Genomic DNA, 18,807 nt, shown 5'->3' with positions numbered 1-18,807 from the left:
GGCCACCGGCGCTAGGGTTCGAGCCGCAGGCAGAGCGGTCGCGAGCAGGGGTTGGACAGATGGACTTTCCGGCGCAGGCACATGCCCATCCGTACGGCGGATGGCCGGTCAATGAACTGGAGGAGGTCCTCGCCGCCTCCCTCGGCGCCGACGCGTCGGCGGGCGGCAGGATCGTCGAGGTGCTCGGCCGCAGCCAGATCTGGATCCCGCTGCCGAACGGCGGGGGCCCCGACAGCGGCACCCTGGACCTGCCGACCCTGGAGATCGACGGCCAGGCGTACGTCCCCGTCTTCAGCTCCGAACAGCAGTTCCGGCAGGCCCTGGGTGACGCGGCCGACCGGATGGGCCGCACCGTGGCCCCCGCCGTGGAGTTCGCCCGCGGCCTGCCCCCGCAGCTGGGCATCGCGCTGAACCCGGACGGCACCGTCGGCGTCCCGCTGCCGCCGCCCGCCGTCGCCGAGCTCAGCCGGGCCGGCCGCACCCCGCTGGACGGGCCCGCCACCGGCGGCCGGGTGCGGCTCTACGAACCGGACTGGCAGCACGATCCGGTGGACTTCCTCGCCGCCGCGAGCCAGGAGTTCGAGGCGGCCGGCGTGGTGCTCACCGCCCGCCGCTGCCTGGCCGACGTCGAGACGGACGACCCGGTCCTCTTCGTCGGCGTCGAGCTGTCCACCTGGGACGGCAACGCCCGCGAGCTCCCCATGGAGGCCCTCGGCCGCGCCCTCGGCCGGGTACCGGCCCCGTGGCCGGTGAACCTCGTGCTGCTCGACGTGGCACAGGACCCGGTGGGCGACTGGCTGCGTGCGCAGGTGCGGCCGTTCTACCACCGGATCGCCGCTTAAGCTGGTTGCATTCTCTGGGTCTTCCCGGCTCTTCCTGGGGGCCACCGAGTTCGTCACGAAGGAGCGGTTACGGGTGAGTGCGTCGGGCACGGCCGGGCAGTTGGAGCAGTTGCTGCGCCAGGTGACGCCGGGGCGTTACGACGCGTACGAGGCACTGCTGCGCGCCCTCGCCGCCGACCGGGTGTGGATGCTGCTCTGGCACGGTCAGGCCGGCTCCCCCGACGCCCAGTACGGGAACATGGAGGTCGACGGGATCGGCTACGCCCCCTGTGTGACCTCCGCCCAGGAGCTCTCCGCCAGTGGCTGGAACCGCAGCTATGAAGTGGTGCGCGGCACCGACATCGCCCGCACCCTCTACCCCGACCACTACGGCCTCTGGCTCAACCCGCACGCGCCCGGCGGCGGCGTCGGCATCCCCTGGCTGGACCTGCGCCGCATCGCCACCGGTCTCGACCTGCTGCCCGCCGGGCCGCTCCGGCTCACCGAGCCGAGCATCGAAATCCCCCAGTTCTACGCTTTGTTGACGCAGAACGCGCACCGCACCCCCGCGGTGCGCTCGCTGCGCCGGGCCTGGGTGCAGCCCGCGCTGGGCGCGCCTTATCTGGCCATCGGCCTCGATGTGTACGACACGTCGCCGCCGTCGGTCGACGCGGTGCGGGCGATGATGCAGCAGTCCATCCCCGCCGTCCCCGAGGGCCTGCCCGTCTCGACGGTCGCGATGTCCGACGACTACGACCCGGTCGCGATGTGGCTGCGTGGCAACGCCCGTCCGTTCTACGACCGCGAGGCGCAGGCGGCCCCGGCCCAGGCCGGCGGTTACGGCTACCCCGCGCAGTACTGAGCGGCGCGAACCGGCCACCGAGCGGCGACTGAGCGGCCACCGAGCAGCCACGACCGGTGCGATGTCCGTTCTGGTGTCGGTGGGGCCCTATGGGCTCCCGTGGTGCCTTGCACCCCAACTGCCCCGTGTTCGCCCCTCGTTCACCCGCGTCCGGATAACGGAACACCCCGATCAGCATCACGGTTGCGCATCCTTTCCCCGTCAAGTCTGGTAACAGATCGCGACGTGGATGAAGACTCCCGCTCCAGGGGCCTTCGCCCCCTGTGTACGACGGACTGATCACGTCGCTACAGCGGCAAGTGCGGGCCGGTCACCACCGGTTGAGAGGGGTCCCTGCCACGATGACGGCACCATTGCATGACACACCTGCGGACGCGGACCCGACCGAGGACGTCGCCCCCGCAGTTGATGCAGGGGTGAAAAAGGTCGAGGGTCGGTCCCTCAAGCAGATCGCCTGGAACCGCCTGAAGCGGGACAAGGTCGCCCTGGCCGGCGGCATCACGGTGCTGTTCCTGGTGCTGGTCGCCGTCTTCGCGCCCCTGATCGTGAGCCTGCTGGGCCATCCGCCCAACGACTTCCACCAGGAGGAGCTCGACGAGCTGACCAACCTCCCCAAGGGCGCGCTCGGCGGTGTCAGCGGCGACTTCCTCTTCGGTGTCGAGCCCAACAAGGGCCGCGACATCTTCAGCCGGATCGTCTACGGAGCACGCATCTCGCTGCTCGTGGCCTTCCTGGCGGCCGTGGTCGCCGTCGCCCTCGGCACGCTCTTCGGCATCATCGCCGGCTACTTCGGCGGCTGGGTCGACGCCCTCATCAGCCGCGTGATGGACGTGCTGCTCTCGTTCCCGCAGCTGCTCTTCATCATCTCGCTGGTCTCGGTCCTGCCGGACGACCTGCTCGGTCTCACCGGCAGCGGGGTGCGGGTCGGCATCCTCGTGCTGGTCATCGGCTTCTTCGGCTGGCCCTACGTCGGCCGGATCGTGCGCGGTCAGACGCTCTCGCTCCGTGAGCGCGAGTACGTGGAGGCGGCCCGCAGCCTCGGCGGCGGGCGGCGCCACATCCTGTTCCGCGAGCTGCTGCCCAACCTGGTCGCCCCCATCACCGTCTACGCGACGCTGATGATCCCGACCAACATCCTCACGGAGGCGGCCCTGAGCTTCCTCGGCGCCGGTGTGAAGCCGCCGACGGCCTCCTGGGGCGGCATGCTGCGGGACGCGCTCGAGACGTACGAGCACGACCCGATGTTCATGGTCTTCCCGGGCGTCACGATCTTCATCACCGTGCTGGCCTTCAACCTCTTCGGCGACGGGCTGCGGGACGCGCTCGACCCGAAGGGGACGCGCTAGAAGCGCCCAACCTGCTTGCCCCTGCCGCATGTCAGGTGGCTCTCACCATGGTTCTCCGGCAGCACATGGCCAGGGACCGCGAATCTCGGAGGTTACGAGAAAATGCCCACAGTTTCCTCGAAACGACGGCTCACCAGCGGTGCGGCCCTCGTCGTCGCGGCGCTGGTGACCACCACGGCGTGCGGCGGCGGTGACGGTGGCGACGGCGACTCGAAGGGTGCCGGCTACAACGCCGCGCTCGACAAGGTCGCCAACCCGTCCAAGAAGAAGGGGGGGACGCTGAAGATGGTCGGCAAGCAGGACCTCGACTCGGCCGACCCCCAGCGCGCCTACTACGGCATGTCCTGGGACTTCATGCGCTTCTACACCCGGCAGCTGGTGTCCTACGACACCAAGCCGGGCAAGGCGGGCACGAAGCTGGTCCCGGACCTCGCCACCTCCACCGCGAAGATCTCGGACGACGGCAAGACCTACACGTACAAGCTGCGTGACGGGGTCACCTGGGAGGACGGCTCCAAGCTGACCTCCAAGGACGTCAAGTACGGCATCGAGCGCTCCTGGGCGACGGACACCATCACCGGTGGCCCGGGGTACATCCGGCACGCGCTGGACCCCGACAAGAAGTACAAGGGCCCCTACAAGGACAAGGGCGGTCTGAAGGCGATCGAGACGCCCGACGACCAGACCATCGTCTTCAAGCTCCCCAAGCGCAACGGTGACTTCGAGCAGTTCCTCGCCATGCCCACCGGTTCGCCGGTGAAGGAGGCCAAGGACACCAAGGCGAAGTACACCGCGCGTCCGTTCTCCTCGGGCCCGTACAAGTTCGATACGTACAAGTCCGGCAAGAAGATCGTCCTGGTCCGCAACAAGGCCTGGAAGAAGTCCTCGGACCCGATCCGCGCCGCGCTGCCCGACAAGATCGACGTGACGATCTCCGCCAACCTGGAGGAGAACGACAAGAAGCTGATGGAGGGCGACTACGACGTCGACCTCAACGGCACGGGCATGACCCAGTCGGGCCGCGTCTCAGCCGTCTCGGACCACCGCGACAACGTCGACAACATGCACACGTCCTTCGTGCGCTACGTCGCCCTGATCCACACGGCCGAGCCCTTCAACAACGTCCACTGCCGCAAGGCCGTCTTCTACGGCACGGACTTCGCGAGCCTGCAGCAGACCCGCGGCGGCAAGGTCGCGGCCGGTGACATCGCCAACAGCACGTTCCCCAAGGCGATCCCCGGTCACAGCGACTACGACCCGTACGGCGTCCTCGCGCGCAAGGGCAAGCCGGACGCGGCCAAGGCCAAGGACGAGCTGAAGAAGTGCGGCAAGCCGAGCGGCTTCAAGGCCAAGCTGACCGCCCGCAACAACAACCCGGGTGAGGTCGACGCCGCCGAGGCGCTCCAGGCCCAGCTGAAGAAGGTCGGCATCGACGTCAGCGTCGAGTCCCTCGACGGCGCCGACTCCGCCAGCATCACCGGCTCGCCCTCCGTCGTGAAGAAGCGCGGCTACAGCATGCAGATGAGCGGCTGGGGCCCGGACTTCCCGTCCGGCCAGGGCTACGCGCAGCCGCTGTTCGACAGCCGTTTCCTGATCGACAACGGCAACTACAACGAGTCGCAGATCAAGGACAAGAAGATCGACGCGCTCTTCGACAAGGCGATCGCGGAGACCGACCCGGCCAAGGCCGGTGAGATCTACAAGCAGCTCGACAAGCGCATCCTCGACAACGCGGACTGGATGCCCTTCCTCTACGAGAAGAACATCACCTGGCGCGGGTCGCGGCTGACCAACGCCTACATGTCCGACGCCTACAACGGCCGGTACGACTACGTCTCGCTCGGCGTCGTCAAGTAACAGGCGCCGCATGACCAGTAGTTGACCGTCCCACCGCCGCCGAATCCCGCCAGTCCGAAGGGCAGGTGATGGCCCCGGGCGGTGGCCGGGGCCCCTCACGAGGGGGTCCCGGCCACCGCCGGGCCGCGCACAGTGCTTGCTTATCTCATCCGGCGCCTGATCGCCGTCATCATCATGGTGCTGGTCGTACTGCTCGCGACCTTCACCATCTTCTTCATGCTGCCCAAGTGGGCGGGACAGGACATCGCCGTCCTCTTCGCCGGCAAGGCGTCGGGTGCCGAGCAGCTCGAAGGCATCCGCGTCAAACTGGGCCTCAACGATCCCTTGCTGGTCCAGTTCTGGGACTTCATCAAGGGCATCCCGATGGGCCGCGACTACGTCAACGGCAGTGACGTCACGCACTGCCCGGCCCCCTGCTTCGGCTACTCCTTCCGCACCGAGGCGCCGGTGTGGGAGACCCTCAAGGACGCCCTGCCCGTCACCGGCGCGCTCGCCGCGGGCGCCTGTGTCCTGTGGCTGGCCGGCGGCGTCATCACCGGCGTGATCTCCGCGCTGCGCCGGGGCACCATCTGGGACCGCGCCGCCATGACCACCGCGCTCGCCGGTGTCTCCCTGCCCGTCTTCTTCACCGGCATGATCGCGATGGGCATCTTCGTCCACGAACTCGGCTGGGTGAAGATCGCGGACAGCCTCAGCACCGACGACTCGATCGACGTCTGGCTCCAGACGATGATCCTGCCGTGGATCGTGCTCGCCTTCCTCAACGCCGCGATGTACGCCCGCCTCACCCGCGCCACGATGCTCGAAGTGCTCGGCGAGGACTACATCCGCACCGCCCGCGCCAAGGGCCTCGGTGAACCCACCGTCATCCGCAAGCACGCCCTGCGCTCCGCGATGACCCCGATCCTCACCGTCTTCGGACTCGACCTCGGCGTCCTGATGGGCGGCGCGGTGCTCACCGAGTCCACGTTCAACCTGCCGGGGCTCGGCCTCGAAGCGGTCAAGGCCATCAGCAGCAAGGACCTGCCCGTCATCCTGGGCGTCACCCTGTGCGCGGCGCTCGCGATCGCCGTGGCCAACCTCGTCGTCGACCTTCTGTACGCCGTCATCGACCCGCGAGTGAGGCTGGGATGACCGAACTGTCCAAGAGCGGAGCCGCGGTGGGTGAGCCCGTCACCGGCTCGCCCGCTCCCTCCGCCTTCCTCGAGGTGCGCGACCTCAAGGTGCACTTCCCGACCGACGACGGCCTCGTCAGGTCCGTCGACGGGCTCAGCTTCCAGCTGGAGAAGGGCAAGACCCTCGGCATCGTGGGCGAGTCCGGCTCCGGCAAGTCGGTCACCTCGCTGGGCATCCTCGGCCTGCACACCGCCGGCCAGTACGGCGCCCGCAAGGCCCGGATCTCCGGCGAGATCTGGCTGGACGGCAAGGAGCTGCTGTCGGCCCCGCCGGACGAGGTGCGCAAGCTGCGCGGCCGCGAGATGGCGATGATCTTCCAGGACCCGCTCTCCGCGCTGCACCCGTACTACTCCATCGGCAAGCAGATCACCGAGGCGTACCGGGTCCACAACGACGTCGACAAGAAGGCCGCCCGCAAGCGGGCGATCGAGATGCTCGACCGGGTCGGGATCCCGCAGCCGGACAAGCGCGTCGACTCCTACCCGCACGAGTTCTCCGGCGGCATGCGCCAGCGCGCGATGATCGCGATGGCGCTGGTCAACAACCCCGAGCTGCTCATCGCCGACGAGCCGACGACCGCCCTCGACGTGACCGTCCAGGCGCAGATCCTCGACCTCATCCGGGATCTGCAGAAGGAGTTCGGCTCCGCCGTCATCATGATCACGCACGACCTGGGCGTGGTCGCCGAGATGGCGGACGAGCTCCTGGTCATGTACGGCGGCCGGTGCGTCGAGCGCGGCACCGCCGAGAAGGTCTTCTACGAACCCCAGCACCCCTACACCTGGGGCCTGCTGGGCTCGATGCCCCGCATCGACCGCGAGCAGACCGAGCGGCTCATCCCAGTCAAGGGCTCCCCGCCCAGCCTGATCAACCTGCCGGGCGGCTGCGCCTTCAACCCGCGCTGCCCCTACGCGGACATCCCCAAGGATCAGATCACCCGCCGTGAGCGCCCCGAACTGCGCGAGGTGGCCGCCGGACACTACTCCGCCTGCCACATGTCGCAGGACGAGCGCACCCGGATCTGGACCGAAGAGATTGCGCCGAAGCTGTGAACGATGACGCGAAGAGCCAGGACGCGAAGGGCCAGGAGATGACGATCCCGGCGCAGACCCCGGCGCAGACGAAGGGCTCGACCGAGCCGCTGCTCAAGGTCGACGGCCTGGTGAAGCACTTCCCGATCAAGAAGGGGCTGCTCCAGCGCCAGGTGGCGGCGGTGCAGGCGGTCGACGGTCTCTCCTTCGACGTACGCCCCGGTGAAACGCTCGGCGTGGTCGGCGAGTCCGGCTGCGGCAAGTCGACGATGGGCCGGCTGATCACCCGGCTCCTCGAACCGTCCGGCGGCCGCGTCGAGTTCGAGGGCACGGACATCACGCATCTGAACACCGCGCGGATGCGTCCGCTCCGCCGCGACGTCCAGATGATCTTCCAGGACCCTTACTCGTCGCTGAACCCGCGGCACACCATCGGCACGATCGTCGGCGCGCCCTTCAAGCTCCAGGGCGTCAAGCCCGAGGGCGGCGTGAAGAAGACCGTGCAGGAGATGCTGGAGCGCGTCGGGCTCAGCCCGGAGCACTACAACCGCTATCCGCACGAGTTCTCCGGCGGCCAGCGCCAGCGCATCGGCATCGCGCGGGCCCTCGCCCTGCGGCCCAAGCTGGTCGTGGCGGACGAGCCGGTCTCCGCCCTGGACGTCTCCATCCAGGCCCAGGTGGTCAACCTCCTGGACGACCTCCAGGAAGAGCTCGGCCTCACGTACGTGATCATCGCGCACGACCTGTCGGTCATCCGGCACGTCTCGGACCGCATCGCGGTGATGTACCTCGGCAAGATCGTGGAGCTGGCGGACCGCAACGACCTCTACTCCACGCCGATGCACCCGTACACGAAGGCGCTGCTCTCCGCGGTGCCGGTGCCCGACCCCAAGCGGCGCGGCGTCAAGAGCGAGCGGATCCTGCTCCGCGGCGACGTCCCCTCGCCGATCGACCCGCCGAGCGGCTGCCGCTTCCACACGCGGTGCTGGAAGGCGACGGAGATCTGCAAGACGAAGGAGCCGCCGCTGACCGCGCTCGCCACCGGGCACCAGGTGGCGTGCCACCACCCGGAGAACGCGGCGGACCAGGCGCCGCAGGACACCGTGCTCCTCTCGGCGGCCAAGGAGGCCATCGAGGTGGTCTCGGTGGCGACCAAGGCGGAAGAGACGGCGGCGGCCGAGAAGGCTCCAGAGGAGCCCTCGAAGTAGTGGCCACGGGAGGGAGGGCGTGCGACTGATCGCGCGCCCTCCCTCCCTTGTGTGTCACTCCGTGACGGTCCAGCGCCCCACTTCCCGGTACGCGGAGTCGTAGACGCTCTCGCCGTCGCCCGGCGTCAGGGCGTAGTGGCCGAGGTTGCCGCCCCAGTACCGCAGGATCCGGCCCAGCTCCTCGGCGGCCCTGCCGTCGAACGCGGTCTCACCCATGTCGATCTCCAACTGGAATCTCATGGGTTCAACCCTGTCATTGAACTCCTTTGTGAGACTTTCCCGGACAAGGTCTGTGGGTGGCCATGGCTGCCGGCCCGACAACCCTCAAACCTGGGGGAAGGCGGTGGGGAGGCCGCTCGGGCCACGGGTAAGAATGGCGCGTGCTCCAGGATCTGTTCACGCCCTCCGTCCAGCACGCGCTCGACATCGTGGGGATCTTCGTCTTCGCGATCTCCGGCGCGCTGCTCGCCGTGCGCAAGAACTTCGACGTCTTCGGCATCGCCGTGCTCGCCGAGGTCACCGCGCTGGGCGGAGGTCTCTTCCGGGATCTGGTCATCGGGGCGGTCCCGCCGGCCGCCTTCACCGACCTCGGCTACTTCATCACCCCCCTCTTCGCGGCCGCGCTGGTCTTCTTCCTGCACCCCGAGGTCGAGCGCACCCAGCTCGCGGTGAACGTCTTCGACGCGGCGGGCCTCGGCCTGTTCTGCGTGGCGGGCACGACCAAGGCGTACGACTACGGCCTCGGGCTCACCGCGTCGGCGACCCTCGGCCTGATGACCGCGGTGGGCGGCGGCGTGCTCCGCGACATCGTCGCCAACGAAGTGCCCTCGCTGGTCCGCTGGGACCGCGACCTGTACGCGGTCCCCGCGATCGTGGGCGCCACGATGGTCGCCCTGTGCATCCACTTCGAGCAGCTGACGGGGTTCACCAGCGGCCTCGCCGCCGTCACGGCGTTCACGCTGCGGCTGCTCGCGATCCGCTACCACTGGAGGGCACCGCGCGCCTGGAACCGCCGCTCGACCGCGGTGGAGGCGGAGGTACGGGAGACGCCGTGAAGCGCCGTGAGGCGCCGTGAGGCTGTCGGGTGCCCGAGGCTGTGGAGCGTCCGGGAAAAGCTACCGCTCAGTAATTAGATGTTGTACGTTGCTGCCATGGCAACGGCAGCATCAATTCCCGCAGCGGTGCCCGCGCGCATCGGCGACAGCGAGTTCGACCGCGACACGGCGGTCACCCGCCGGGAGCCCGGCGTCTACGACACGGAGCTCTCCGCGGGCTGGACGATCATCAGTGCCGTCAACGGCGGCTATCTCCTCGCCGTCATCGGCCGCGCGCTCGCGGACGCCCTGCCGCACGCCGATCCCTTCACGATCTCGGCGCACTACCTCACCGCGTCCAGCCCCGGCCCCGCCGTGATCCGCACGGACGTGGTGCGCGGCGGCCGGTCCCTCTCCACCGGTCAGGCCTCGCTCTTCCAGTACGACGAGGAGGGGCGCGAGGTCGAACGGATCCGCGTGCTCGCCTCGTACGGCGACCTGGACGCGCTCCCCGACGACGTCCGCACGACGGCGGAGCCGCCCGCCATTCCGCCGCTCGACCAGTGCTTCGGCGCGCAGGACGCACCCGACCACCGGCCCGTGCCCGGCAGTTCGGCCATCGCCGACCGCCTCTTCCTCAAGCTCGACCCGGCCACCCTCGGCTGGGCGCTCGGTCAGCCGTCCGGCAAGGGCGAGATGCGGGCCTGGTTCGGGCTCGCGGACGGCCGCGACGCGGACCCGCTCTCGCTGCTGCTCGCCGTCGACGCGCTGCCGCCGACCGCTTTCGAGATGGGCCTCACCGGCTGGGTGCCGACCGTGGAGCTGACGGTCCACGTCCGCCACCGCCCGGCCCCGGGCCCGCTGCGCGTCTCGATCACCACGCGGAACCTCGCGGGCGGCTTCCTGGAGGAGGACGCCGAGGTCTGGGACAGCGAGGACCGCCTGGTGGCCCAGTCGCGGCAGCTGGCGCGGGCGCGGCTCAGCAAGTAGTCAGGCCTGGCGGAGGAAGCCGATCAGCTCTCCGGTGAGCTCGGCGGGCGCGTCCTCCTGGACTAGGTGCCCCGCGCCCTCGATGAGGCGCAGCTCGGCGCCGGCGACGAGCTGCGCGAGCTCCTCGCCCTTGGCCGCGGGGATCCAGGTGTCCTGGGCACCCCAGCAGATCAGGACGGGCAGCCGCAGCTCGCCGTACCGGCCCTGGATCTCGTCGGTGAACCGCTGGTCGTTCTGCTCGATCTGCCGGTAGAAGGCGGCCTGCCCCTCGGTCGTGCACCAGGGCGCCACGAGCCGCTCGAGCACGGCCGGATGCAGTCCGCGCCGGCTGGCCGAGCCGACGTACTCGCGGACCAGGGCCCGGTGCAGCTCGGGTGGCAGCTGGCTGAACACGTCGGCGTTCGCGCCAAGGAGCCGGTACGTGGGGGAGCCCCAGGGGGCGAGCGCCACCGGGTCGACGAGGGCGAGCCGTTCGTAGCGGACGCCGTGCAGCAGGTGTGCGCGCAGCGCGACGCACCCGCCGAAGTCGTGTGCCACGACGGCGGGCCGGTCCAGGCCCCAGTGGTCGAGGAGTTCGGCGAAGACCCGGCCCTGCGCGGCGAGCGACACGTCCTGCCCGTCCCGCATCTCCGAGGCGCCGTACCCGGGCAGGTCCCACACGTACACGCGGTGGCCGCCGGCCAGCGCGCGGGCGACGCCACGCCACACGTACGACGAGAAGGGCGTGCCGTGGACGAGGACGACGGGCGGGGCGCCGGCGGGGCCGAGGGCCGCCCAGCGGACGGCGCCGGTGGAGCTGTCGAAGGTCTGGTCGAGGACCCAGTCGGGGGCCGGGAGGTCACGGTCCGAGGCAGCTGACATGACCGTAAGGCTAGTTGCTCCTTACACGTCGTGCCAGTGCCTGCGGCCGAGGCCCACCAGGCGCAGCTGCCTGCGGGCGACGTCCGCCACCCGGGTCTCCGCCGCCGTCCCCGGCCCCGCGTCCAGGAACGCGGACGCGGTCATCACCATGTGGTCGACGTACATTCCGGCCAGCATCAGCAGATCGTCCTCGGTCCACCCCGCCGTCGGCTCCTCCCGGGCGAACTGCTGCGCCACTTCCTTGGCGAACAGGGCGAGTTGGGCGCCGATCGCGTCCCGCACCGCCCGCACGCCGCCGTGCCGCTCGCGGGCGATGAAGCGGACGTGCGCGGGGTGCGTGTGGACGTATCCCGCTATCAACTCGACCGTGCCCGCGATGCGTTCCTCGCCGTCGCCGGTCGCCGCCAGCATCGCGGTCAGCGTGGTGTGCAGACTGCCGAGCGCCTCCTCGACCAGCGCCACGCCGAGGTCGGCGGTGTCGCGGAAGTGCCGGTAGAAGGCGGTGGGGGCGACGCCCACGGCGCGGGTGACCTCGCGCAGGCCCAGGCTGCTGAGGCTCTGCTCGTCCAACAGCTGGAGCGCCGCGTCGAGGAGTGCCTGCCGGGTCTTCTGCTTCTGGGCCTGCCGGACGCCGAGGGTGTGACTCATGCCATGCAGTTAACAACTGTTCTCCGAGTTTTGAAAGCCGGAGACGGAGTAACTCTCTAAGTCAGTGAACAACTGTAACCACAAGCGTTCACCGAACGAGAGAGGGATCTCCGTGCTCTTCATCGTCGCCGCCCTGATGCTGCTGGGTGTCGCCATGGGTTCCGTGGCGCACGCCCCGCTTCCGGTCACCCTCGTCGCCGCCGCCGTCATCGGCGTGTGGCTCGCGGTCTTCGCCCTGCGCGAGCGCCACGCGCGCCACCGCTGAGCCCGCCTCTCCGTACGACACCTCCGTCTGTCAGGTCCGTCTGTCAGGTCCATCTGTCAGGAGTCGCACCATGGAAAGCACCGCAACCCGCACTCGCACCCGTTCGGAGAGCACGACTCCGACCCCTCCCGAGAGCGCGGCCCCGGCCCGCACCGAGGAGCCCCGCCCCGTCGGACGGCGGGACACCGATGGCATGGCCGTCGCCTCCTTCGTCCTCGGCCTGCTCGGACTGCTCGTCCTGAACCTCTTCCTCGGACCCATCGCGATCGTCCTCGCGAGCATCGCCCTGTGGCGCGGCACCGCCCGCAGGGGCCGCGCGCTGCTCGGCCTCGGGCTGGGTGTGGCCGACCTCGTCGTGCTCGCCGCGCTCGTCGCGGCGGACGACACCGTGTCCTGGGGTCTCGCAGGCTGATACCGCCGGGGCGGAGGGCGGCGCACGGCTCGTAGAATCGTGCCCACCATGGCCTACCTCGACCACGCAGCGACCACTCCGATGCTCCCGGAGGCGATCGCGGCGATGACCGCGCAGATCGCCGTCACCGGCAACGCCTCCTCGCTGCACGCGGCGGGGCGCCGAGCGCGACGCACCGTCGAGGAGGCCCGCGAGACGCTCGCCGAGTCACTCGGCGCCCGGCCCAGCGAGACCGTCTTCACCTCCGGCGGCACCGAGGCCGACAACCTCGCCGTGAAGGGCCTGTACTGGGCCCGCCGCGACGCGGAACCGGCCCGCACCCGCGTCCTGTCCAGCCCCGTCGAGCACCACGCCGTCCTCGACGCCGTGCACTGGCTCGGCGAGCACGAGGGCGCCACCGTCGAGTACCTCCCCGTCGACCGGCACGGCCGCGTGCACCCCGACGCGCTGCGCGAAGCCATCGAGCGCAACCCCGACGACGTCGCCCTGGCCACCGTCATGTGGGCCAACAACGAGATCGGCACCGTCCAGCCGATCCGCGAACTGGCCGACGTCGCCCACGAGTTCGACATCCCGCTGCACGCCGACGCCGTCCAGGCCTACGGCCAGCTCCCCCTCGACTTCGCCGCCTCCGGCCTCGCCGCGATGACTGTGTCCAGCCACAAGATCGGCGGGCCCTACGGCATCGGCGCGCTGCTGCTCGGCCGTGAGTACACCCCCGTGCCCGTCCTGCACGGCGGCGGTCAGGAGCGGCATGTGCGCTCCGGGACGCTGGACGTGCCCGCCATCGCCGCGTTCGCCGTCGCGGGCGAGCGCGCGGCGGCCCACCGCGAGCGGTTCGCCGCCGAGATCGGCGCGCTCCGCGACGACCTGGTGGCCGCGGTCCGCTCGGCGGTCCCCGAGGCGATCCTCGGCGGCGACCCGGCCCCCGGCGGCCGGCTGCCCGCCAACGCGCACTTCACCTTCCCCGGCTGCGAGGGCGACTCCCTCCTGCTGCTCCTGGACGCGCAGGGCATCGAGTGCTCCACCGGCTCCGCGTGCACGGCGGGCATCGCGCAGCCCAGCCACGTCCTGCTCGCCACCGGCACGGACCCCGACCTGGCCCGCGGCACCCTCCGCTTCTCACTCGGCCATACGTCCACGAAGGCGGACGTCGACGCGGTGGCGGCGGCGATCGGCCCGGCGGTGGAGCGGGCGCGGACGGCGGGCCTCAGCTAGGGCTTCTTCTCTGCCTTCGGTCTCTCCGGTCTGTCCCGCTCCACCCGCACCAGGCGCAGATACCGGTCCCAGTCCCAGTGCGGCCCCGGGTCCGTGTGGTCCGTGCCCGGCACCTCCACGTGGCCCATGATGTGCTCGCGGTCCACCGGGATGTCGTACCGCCGGCAGATCCCGGCGGTGAGCCGTGCCGAAGCCGCGTACATCGCGTCCGTGAACGAGGACTTCTTGTCGACGAAGCCCTCGTGCTCGATGCCGATGCTCCGCTCGTTGTAGCTCTTGTTGCCCGCGTGGAACGCCACGTCCAGCTCGCGGATCATCTGCGCGATGTGCCCGTCCTTGCGCACCACGTAGTGCGCGGCGGCGCCGTGGCCCGGGTCCTTGAAGACCCGCAGCGCCGTCTGGTACCCGCCTTGGACGACGTGGATGATGACGCGGTCGATCTCGTAGTCGTCGGGGCGGTCCGCGCGGCGCCAGTTGTAGTCCGAGGCGGCTATCCACTGGGCGCCCGGGGCGTCGACCTCGCCCTCCTTGCGCTTCTTGACCACGCCGGGCAGCCGCCACCACAGCCGCCCGAGCTCGTCCCCGGCGAGCACGGCGGTGCCGACGGCCGCCGCGGCGCCGCCGATCAGCAGAGTGCGCCGGTCGATGCCCCGGCGCCCCGGCTTCTCCTGCTCTGCATCCCCCATATGATCGTCAACGCTTACTCACGGGCATCCGGTTCCCGCGGCCCCGTACCCTATGAGGGCTATGACTTTGACCGAGACCCCGCAGCCTCAAGCCTCCCAGCGTTCCCAGCGTCCCCTCCGCGTCCTGGCCGCCATGTCCGGAGGAGTGGACTCCGCCGTCGCCGCCGCCCGCGCCGCCGAAGCGGGGCACGACGTGACCGGAGTGCACCTCGCGCTCTCGGCGAACCCCCAGTCGTTCCGCACGGGCGCGCGGGGCTGCTGCACCATCGAGGACTCGCGCGACGCCCGCCGCGCCGCGGACGTCATCGGCATCCCGTTCTACGTGTGGGACCTCGCCGAGCGGTTCCGCGAGGACGTGGTCGAGGACTTCATCGCGGAGTACGAGGCGGGCCGCACCCCGAACCCGTGCCTGCGCTGCAACGAAAAGATCAAGTTCGCCGCGCTCCTCGACAAGGCCCTCGCCCTCGGCTTCGACGCGGTCGTCACCGGCCACTACGCCAAGGTGATCGTCCGCGAGGACGGCACGCGCGAGCTGCACCGGGCCTCGGACATGGCCAAGGACCAGAGTTACGTCCTCGGTGTCCTGGACGACAAGCAGCTCGCCCACGCGATGTTCCCCCTGGGCGACACGGTCACCACCAAGGAAGAGATCCGCGCGGAGGCCGAGGAGCGCGGTCTGGCCGTCGCCAAGAAGCCCGACAGCCACGACATCTGCTTCATCGCCGACGGCGACACCCAGGGCTTCCTCGCCTCCCGCCTCGGCAAGGCGGAGGGCGACATCGTGGACGAGTCCGGTGAGGTCCTCGGCACCCACGAAGGGGCGTTCGGCTACACCATCGGCCAGCGCAAGGGCCTGCGCATCGGCACCCCCGCCCCCGACGGCAAGCCGCGCTACGTCCTGGACATCTCCCCGGTGAACAACACGGTGACGGTCGGCCCGGCCGCCGCCCTGGACGTCACGGCCCTGACGGCCATCAAGCCCCGCTGGTGCGGCGTGGCCCCCACCGGCCCCGGCACCTACACGGCGCAGCTGCGGGCCCACGGAGACGAGGCCCCCGTCACCGCGGAACTGGTGGAAGGGGAGCTTCGCGTCTCCTTCGACGAGCCTGTCCGCGGCGTCGCCCCCGGCCAGGCCGTCGTGCTCTACGACGGCACACGCGTGGTCGGCTCGGCGACGATCGCGACGACGGAGCGGGCGACGGCGGCAGCCTGAGCGGTTCGCCGCCGCCTGCTCTCGTGGCCTGACCGACCCGGGTTCTAGGCCGCCGTGAACACCGCGCTGGTGAGCGGGGCTCGGTAGGTCCATCCCAGCGACCCGTACAGCGCGCGTCCCTCCGGAGTGCCCGCGAGGACGGCCGTGCGGGCACCCTGTGCCGCGGCCGCGTGCTGGAGGGTGCGCATCACCAGGCCGCCCAGGCCCCTGCGCCGGTGTGCGGGGGCGGTCTCGACCTGGTCGACGACCGCGGTCGCCCCGGTCGGCGCGATCTGGCCGCGAGCCGCGAGGGCGCCGTCGGGCGCGGTGACCAGCACCCGGATGACCCCGCCGCGGGGCCAGACGCGCAGCCGGTATCCAGCGGGCACCGGCGCGGGCTCCGGGGCGTCCGGCGTCAGCGGCAGCGACATCAGGCACCCCGGCTCCGGGTCGATCCGCCAACGAGGGCCCAGCCACGCGCGTACCACCTCCGGGTCCGCGAAGGCCTTGAACCAGACGCCGGCCCCGGTCACCTGGTCGGCCACCTTCCGGACGGTGGTCTCGTCGACCTCGTCGCCCACCGCCCCGAGGACGTGCCGGGTGACGTGGTCGAGATGGCCCACGTCGATGGTCCAGCCCCACGGCTCGGCGAGCGGCGGCGCGGCCCCGCGCGACACCACCCAGCCCTGCACCCAGGCCTGCACGAGGTCGTTCATGCCATCCCCCTGTAATAACCAGAAGTCGGAAGAGACTATTACAGAGCCGACATTATGCGGCATGTGACAGGGAGTGGGAGCCGTAATCGCTCAGAGCGAACGGCCGGGGAATCGTGTGCGGAGGCCTGACCTCTGGCGACCGTGCGCCCGGCTGTCCGGCCGGGACTGGCCCCGGGCGAGCCGCCGTCATAGTCTGCCCTAGCGGATCGTCCGCAATGGTTCGAATACGACGGGGCCACCTCCCCGTCCCCCAGGAGGTCGAGGGTGCTCCTCCGTTTTCGGGTGGCCAATCACCGCTCGATTCGTGATGAGTGCGAGCTGTCGTTGATCGGTGCGGAACCGGGCGACGGCATGGCGCGCGCCACGGGGCTGCGCGACCGGGACCGAGAGGTGTCCGTCCTTCCCGTGGTCGGAGTCTTCGGCGCCAACGCCTCCGGAAAGTCGAACCTGCTCCGGGCTCTCTTCGATATGCGTGACGCCGTACGCACGTCGTTCGCGGAGTGGGCAACGAAGCCCGGAGTGCCACGTCAGCCGTTCAAGCTGGACCAGGCCGCCGCGGAGGAGACGACTCTCTACGAGGTCGACCTGATGCTGGGCGTGAACCCGGTCCGCTTTACCTACGGCTTCGAGCTCTCGGACGACAGGGTGGAGGCCGAGTGGCTGCACGCCTACCCCGAGGGCGAGCGAGTCGTCTGGTTCGACCGCGAGGCCGACCGCCCCGAGGATGAGGGCGGGGAGTTCCTCTTCCCCGGCGTCGACTCCGGCATCGGCTTCCAGGGGCAGCGGGACACACTCGTCCCCGTCACGCGCCCCAACGCGCTGTTCCTCTCCACGGGCGCCACGCTGAACGACCCGCAGCTCGCCGCCGTGCACCGGTGGTTCCTCGACAACCTGTGGCTCATGACTCCCGGCAAGGACGTAAAGGCTCGTAGCGCGTGGACCCAACGCCTGCTGGCCAACCCGAAGCGCGGCAAGAACTACCGCGACTGGCTCGTCGAACTGCTGGCTATCGCCGATCTGGGCATCAGTGGCATCGATGTCGACCGCAAGACCGGCGAGATCGCCCTGCGCCATCGCAGGTCGGACGGCAGTGACATTGCCCTCGACTTCGTCGGTGAAGAGTCGCTCGGCACACATTCGTGGTTCGCGTTTCTGGGCCCGATGCTCGCGGTCCTGGACGCCGGGACAGTGCTCTTGGTGGACGAACTCGACTCCAGCCTTCACCCGACGCTCGCCGCAGAGGTCGTACGTCTGTTCCAGGACCCCAAGTCCAACCCGCGCAATGCGCAGCTGCTCTTCACCACGCACGACGCGACATTGCTCGGCAGTGCGGTTCTCGACCGCCCGCTCGCCCGTGAGCAAGTGTGGATCACGTCGAAGAAGACCTCCGGCGAGACCGAGCTGTATCCGCTCGCGGCGGCCGGACCGGGCCAGGACGAGGACTTGGAACGCGGATATCTGCGCGGCCGGTACGGCGGATCGCCACGGGTCAGCGTGGGCGAGATCGCCCGCGCGCTGTCATGGCGGGAGAAGGAACGGGAACGCGAGCGGGAGGCGAAGGCGTCAGCGTGAGCAGTGGGGGCGGGCAGCAGCAGACGTCGGGCGGTCACGGGCCGGGGACGGTGCCGAAGAAGCGTAAGAGGCGCAGTGGAAGCGGGGAAGCAGCGCGCCCGCTCGCACCGGTCCAGGTCGCCGAGACCAAGAAGGAGAGAGTTCTCTACGTCGGCTGTGAGGGCGAGTCGACCGAGCCCGACTACCTGGACTACCTGGTCAAGCGGTTCGGGAACGGGGAGCGTACGGGGCAGCCTTTCCGGATCGTTCCGGTGTGCAAGACGAACGGCTACCTGCCCGAGCAGGTGGTGGAAGCCGTACGGGAGCATGCCGCCACGGATGAGACCTGGGCCCTGTTCGACCGGGACGAGCACACGGGGATCGTGCAGGCCGTGGAGGATGCCGCAGCCGACGCCACGGAGATCTGTTTCTCCCACCCGTCCTTCGACCTGTGGCTGCTTCTGCACTTCCAGGCGTACGGCGGACGGCAGAGCGGCAAGAGCGGTGACATCGTCGACAAGCTCCGGAAGGCCGATCCGGCCTTCAAGCGGTTCGACAAGAGGAACGACAAGAGCATTCAGGGGCTCCGCCGGAAGGCTCTGGAGGGCAAGGTCAAGGATGCCATCGCGCACGCCAAGGGGCTCGTCTCCGGGTGCGAGCACGGGGGCTGCAAGGCGAGCCAGCACAAAGCCGCCCCGGTCGACCGCATGAGCCCCGAGAACCCCGACCACCTGCCCCAGTCTCCTCGCAAGTGGGCGGCCCGCTCCGGCCACGCCCTGGACTGCAAGGTCTTGGACCGGGACCCGTCCACCGACGTGTGGCGGCTCCTGGTCAGTTTGGGTATCGAGGCGGACGACGGCTGACGCGACTCGTCGAAAGTAAACGCTTCGGGCGGTTTACGCCGGACGCCGCAAGGCGTCTACGCTGCCATGG

General features: G+C 70.1%; 20 protein-coding genes. 15 read left to right on the top strand and 5 right to left on the bottom strand.

Going from position 1 to position 18,807, the window contains the following annotated elements:
- The first annotated feature begins 59 nt into the window (after positions 1 to 59).
- From ACZ56E_RS29635 to ACZ56E_RS29605, 7 genes are all read left to right on the top strand, one after another.
- The gene (locus tag ACZ56E_RS29635; RefSeq protein WP_468608644.1) at positions 60 to 842 is read left to right on the top strand and encodes an enhanced serine sensitivity protein SseB; all 783 of its coding nucleotides are present in this window, start codon (positions 60 to 62) and stop codon (positions 840 to 842) included.
- Between the two features lie 73 nt (positions 843 to 915).
- Positions 916 to 1,683, top strand: coding sequence for an enhanced serine sensitivity protein SseB C-terminal domain-containing protein (locus tag ACZ56E_RS29630; protein WP_471218785.1), 768 nt, complete (start codon positions 916 to 918; stop codon positions 1,681 to 1,683).
- 341 nt (positions 1,684 to 2,024) lie between these two features.
- Positions 2,025 to 3,029, top strand: coding sequence for an ABC transporter permease (locus tag ACZ56E_RS29625; protein ID WP_471218784.1), 1,005 nt, complete (start codon positions 2,025 to 2,027; stop codon positions 3,027 to 3,029).
- Positions 3,030 to 3,131: 102 nt separating this feature from the next.
- Positions 3,132 to 4,886, top strand: coding sequence for an ABC transporter substrate-binding protein (locus ACZ56E_RS29620; RefSeq protein ID WP_471218782.1), 1,755 nt, complete (start codon positions 3,132 to 3,134; stop codon positions 4,884 to 4,886).
- 132 nt (positions 4,887 to 5,018) lie between these two features.
- On the top strand, positions 5,019 to 6,020 hold the full coding sequence (locus ACZ56E_RS29615; RefSeq protein WP_404754847.1) for an ABC transporter permease: 1,002 nt from the start codon (positions 5,019 to 5,021) through the stop codon (positions 6,018 to 6,020).
- The gene (locus ACZ56E_RS29610; RefSeq protein ID WP_468611534.1) at positions 6,017 to 7,114 is read left to right on the top strand and encodes an ABC transporter ATP-binding protein; all 1,098 of its coding nucleotides are present in this window, start codon (positions 6,017 to 6,019) and stop codon (positions 7,112 to 7,114) included. Before ACZ56E_RS29615 ends, ACZ56E_RS29610 begins: the two co-directional genes overlap by 4 nt.
- Before the next feature lie 38 nt (positions 7,115 to 7,152).
- A complete protein-coding gene (locus ACZ56E_RS29605; protein ID WP_471218847.1) occupies positions 7,153 to 8,301 on the top strand; it encodes an ABC transporter ATP-binding protein in 1,149 nt (382 codons plus the stop codon).
- Positions 8,302 to 8,355: 54 nt separating this feature from the next.
- Here the strand turns inward: ACZ56E_RS29605 and ACZ56E_RS29600 are convergent, their stop codons facing one another.
- Positions 8,356 to 8,541, bottom strand: a complete 186-nt coding sequence (locus tag ACZ56E_RS29600; protein WP_398308891.1) for a hypothetical protein — start codon at positions 8,539 to 8,541, stop codon at positions 8,356 to 8,358.
- A gap of 140 nt (positions 8,542 to 8,681) precedes the next feature.
- On the opposite strand from ACZ56E_RS29600, the gene ACZ56E_RS29595 reads away from it, so the two are divergent.
- Positions 8,682 to 9,356 (top strand): trimeric intracellular cation channel family protein, encoded by a 675-nt coding sequence (locus ACZ56E_RS29595; RefSeq protein ID WP_398308889.1) that lies wholly within the window; start codon positions 8,682 to 8,684, stop codon positions 9,354 to 9,356.
- Positions 9,357 to 9,452: 96 nt separating this feature from the next.
- Positions 9,453 to 10,325 carry a thioesterase family protein gene (locus tag ACZ56E_RS29590; protein ID WP_471218779.1) on the top strand — a complete coding sequence of 291 codons (873 nt, stop codon included), beginning with the start codon at positions 9,453 to 9,455 and terminating at the stop codon, positions 10,323 to 10,325.
- Here ACZ56E_RS29590 and ACZ56E_RS29585 read toward each other — a convergent pair whose 3' ends face one another.
- The gene (locus tag ACZ56E_RS29585; RefSeq protein WP_471218778.1) at positions 10,326 to 11,186 is read right to left on the bottom strand and encodes an alpha/beta fold hydrolase; all 861 of its coding nucleotides are present in this window, start codon (positions 11,184 to 11,186) and stop codon (positions 10,326 to 10,328) included.
- Positions 11,187 to 11,207: 21 nt separating this feature from the next.
- Entirely contained in the window at positions 11,208 to 11,834 is a 627-nt protein-coding gene (locus ACZ56E_RS29580) for a TetR family transcriptional regulator (protein ID WP_471218777.1), read from the bottom strand.
- Positions 11,835 to 11,946: 112 nt separating this feature from the next.
- Between ACZ56E_RS29580 and ACZ56E_RS29575 the strand changes: the two genes are divergently transcribed.
- From ACZ56E_RS29575 to ACZ56E_RS29565, 3 genes are all read left to right on the top strand, one after another.
- Positions 11,947 to 12,099, top strand: a complete 153-nt coding sequence (locus ACZ56E_RS29575) for a hypothetical protein (RefSeq protein WP_468337865.1) — start codon at positions 11,947 to 11,949, stop codon at positions 12,097 to 12,099.
- A gap of 70 nt (positions 12,100 to 12,169) precedes the next feature.
- On the top strand, positions 12,170 to 12,511 hold the full coding sequence (locus ACZ56E_RS29570; RefSeq protein WP_471218775.1) for a hypothetical protein: 342 nt from the start codon (positions 12,170 to 12,172) through the stop codon (positions 12,509 to 12,511).
- Between the two features lie 48 nt (positions 12,512 to 12,559).
- The gene (locus ACZ56E_RS29565; protein ID WP_471218773.1) at positions 12,560 to 13,729 is read left to right on the top strand and encodes a cysteine desulfurase family protein; all 1,170 of its coding nucleotides are present in this window, start codon (positions 12,560 to 12,562) and stop codon (positions 13,727 to 13,729) included.
- On the opposite strand, the gene ACZ56E_RS29560 is transcribed toward ACZ56E_RS29565, so the two are convergent.
- Positions 13,726 to 14,415 (bottom strand): N-acetylmuramoyl-L-alanine amidase, encoded by a 690-nt coding sequence (locus ACZ56E_RS29560; protein WP_471218772.1) that lies wholly within the window; start codon positions 14,413 to 14,415, stop codon positions 13,726 to 13,728. The two genes, ACZ56E_RS29565 and ACZ56E_RS29560, sit on opposite strands and share 4 nt — an antisense overlap.
- A gap of 67 nt (positions 14,416 to 14,482) precedes the next feature.
- Between ACZ56E_RS29560 and mnmA the strand changes: the two genes are divergently transcribed.
- Positions 14,483 to 15,628, top strand: a complete 1,146-nt coding sequence (gene mnmA / locus ACZ56E_RS29555; RefSeq protein WP_471218845.1) for a tRNA 2-thiouridine(34) synthase MnmA — start codon at positions 14,483 to 14,485, stop codon at positions 15,626 to 15,628.
- Positions 15,629 to 15,672: 44 nt separating this feature from the next.
- Here mnmA and ACZ56E_RS29550 read toward each other — a convergent pair whose 3' ends face one another.
- On the bottom strand, positions 15,673 to 16,323 hold the full coding sequence (locus tag ACZ56E_RS29550) for a GNAT family N-acetyltransferase (protein WP_471218771.1): 651 nt from the start codon (positions 16,321 to 16,323) through the stop codon (positions 15,673 to 15,675).
- Positions 16,324 to 16,587: 264 nt separating this feature from the next.
- Here ACZ56E_RS29550 and ACZ56E_RS29545 point away from each other — a divergent pair, with 264 nt between their 5' ends.
- Both ACZ56E_RS29545 and ACZ56E_RS29540 read left to right on the top strand, forming a co-directional pair.
- Positions 16,588 to 17,895 carry an AAA family ATPase gene (locus tag ACZ56E_RS29545; RefSeq protein WP_471218770.1) on the top strand — a complete coding sequence of 436 codons (1,308 nt, stop codon included), beginning with the start codon at positions 16,588 to 16,590 and terminating at the stop codon, positions 17,893 to 17,895.
- On the top strand, positions 17,892 to 18,737 hold the full coding sequence (locus ACZ56E_RS29540) for an RloB family protein (RefSeq protein WP_471218768.1): 846 nt from the start codon (positions 17,892 to 17,894) through the stop codon (positions 18,735 to 18,737). Before ACZ56E_RS29545 ends, ACZ56E_RS29540 begins: the two co-directional genes overlap by 4 nt.
- Positions 18,738 to 18,807: the final 70 nt, after the last annotated feature.

This window comes from Streptomyces sp. NPDC039480 (assembly GCF_055597165.1).
The sequence above is the reverse complement of the archived record's forward strand: the minus strand, read 5'-3'. Positions and strand labels throughout refer to the sequence as shown.

Bases quoted from the DNA above. Each gene is read 5' to 3' on its own strand.
- ACZ56E_RS29635 (WP_468608644.1), top strand. From the start codon at position 60: ATGGACTTTCCGGCGCAGGCACATGCCCATCCGTACGGCGGATGGCCG.
- ACZ56E_RS29625 (WP_471218784.1), top strand. From the start codon at position 2,025: ATGACGGCACCATTGCATGACACACCTGCGGACGCGGACCCGACCGAG.
- ACZ56E_RS29620 (WP_471218782.1), top strand. From the start codon at position 3,132: ATGCCCACAGTTTCCTCGAAACGACGGCTCACCAGCGGTGCGGCCCTC.
- ACZ56E_RS29610 (WP_468611534.1), top strand. From the start codon at position 6,017: ATGACCGAACTGTCCAAGAGCGGAGCCGCGGTGGGTGAGCCCGTCACC.
- ACZ56E_RS29605 (WP_471218847.1), top strand. From the start codon at position 7,153: ATGACGATCCCGGCGCAGACCCCGGCGCAGACGAAGGGCTCGACCGAG.
- ACZ56E_RS29600 (WP_398308891.1), bottom strand. From the start codon at position 8,541: ATGAGATTCCAGTTGGAGATCGACATGGGTGAGACCGCGTTCGACGGC.
- ACZ56E_RS29590 (WP_471218779.1), top strand. From the start codon at position 9,453: ATGGCAACGGCAGCATCAATTCCCGCAGCGGTGCCCGCGCGCATCGGC.
- ACZ56E_RS29585 (WP_471218778.1), bottom strand. From the start codon at position 11,186: ATGTCAGCTGCCTCGGACCGTGACCTCCCGGCCCCCGACTGGGTCCTC.
- ACZ56E_RS29580 (WP_471218777.1), bottom strand. From the start codon at position 11,834: ATGAGTCACACCCTCGGCGTCCGGCAGGCCCAGAAGCAGAAGACCCGG.
- ACZ56E_RS29570 (WP_471218775.1), top strand. From the start codon at position 12,170: ATGGAAAGCACCGCAACCCGCACTCGCACCCGTTCGGAGAGCACGACT.
- ACZ56E_RS29565 (WP_471218773.1), top strand. From the start codon at position 12,560: ATGGCCTACCTCGACCACGCAGCGACCACTCCGATGCTCCCGGAGGCG.
- ACZ56E_RS29560 (WP_471218772.1), bottom strand. From the start codon at position 14,415: ATGGGGGATGCAGAGCAGGAGAAGCCGGGGCGCCGGGGCATCGACCGG.
- ACZ56E_RS29550 (WP_471218771.1), bottom strand. From the start codon at position 16,323: ATGAACGACCTCGTGCAGGCCTGGGTGCAGGGCTGGGTGGTGTCGCGC.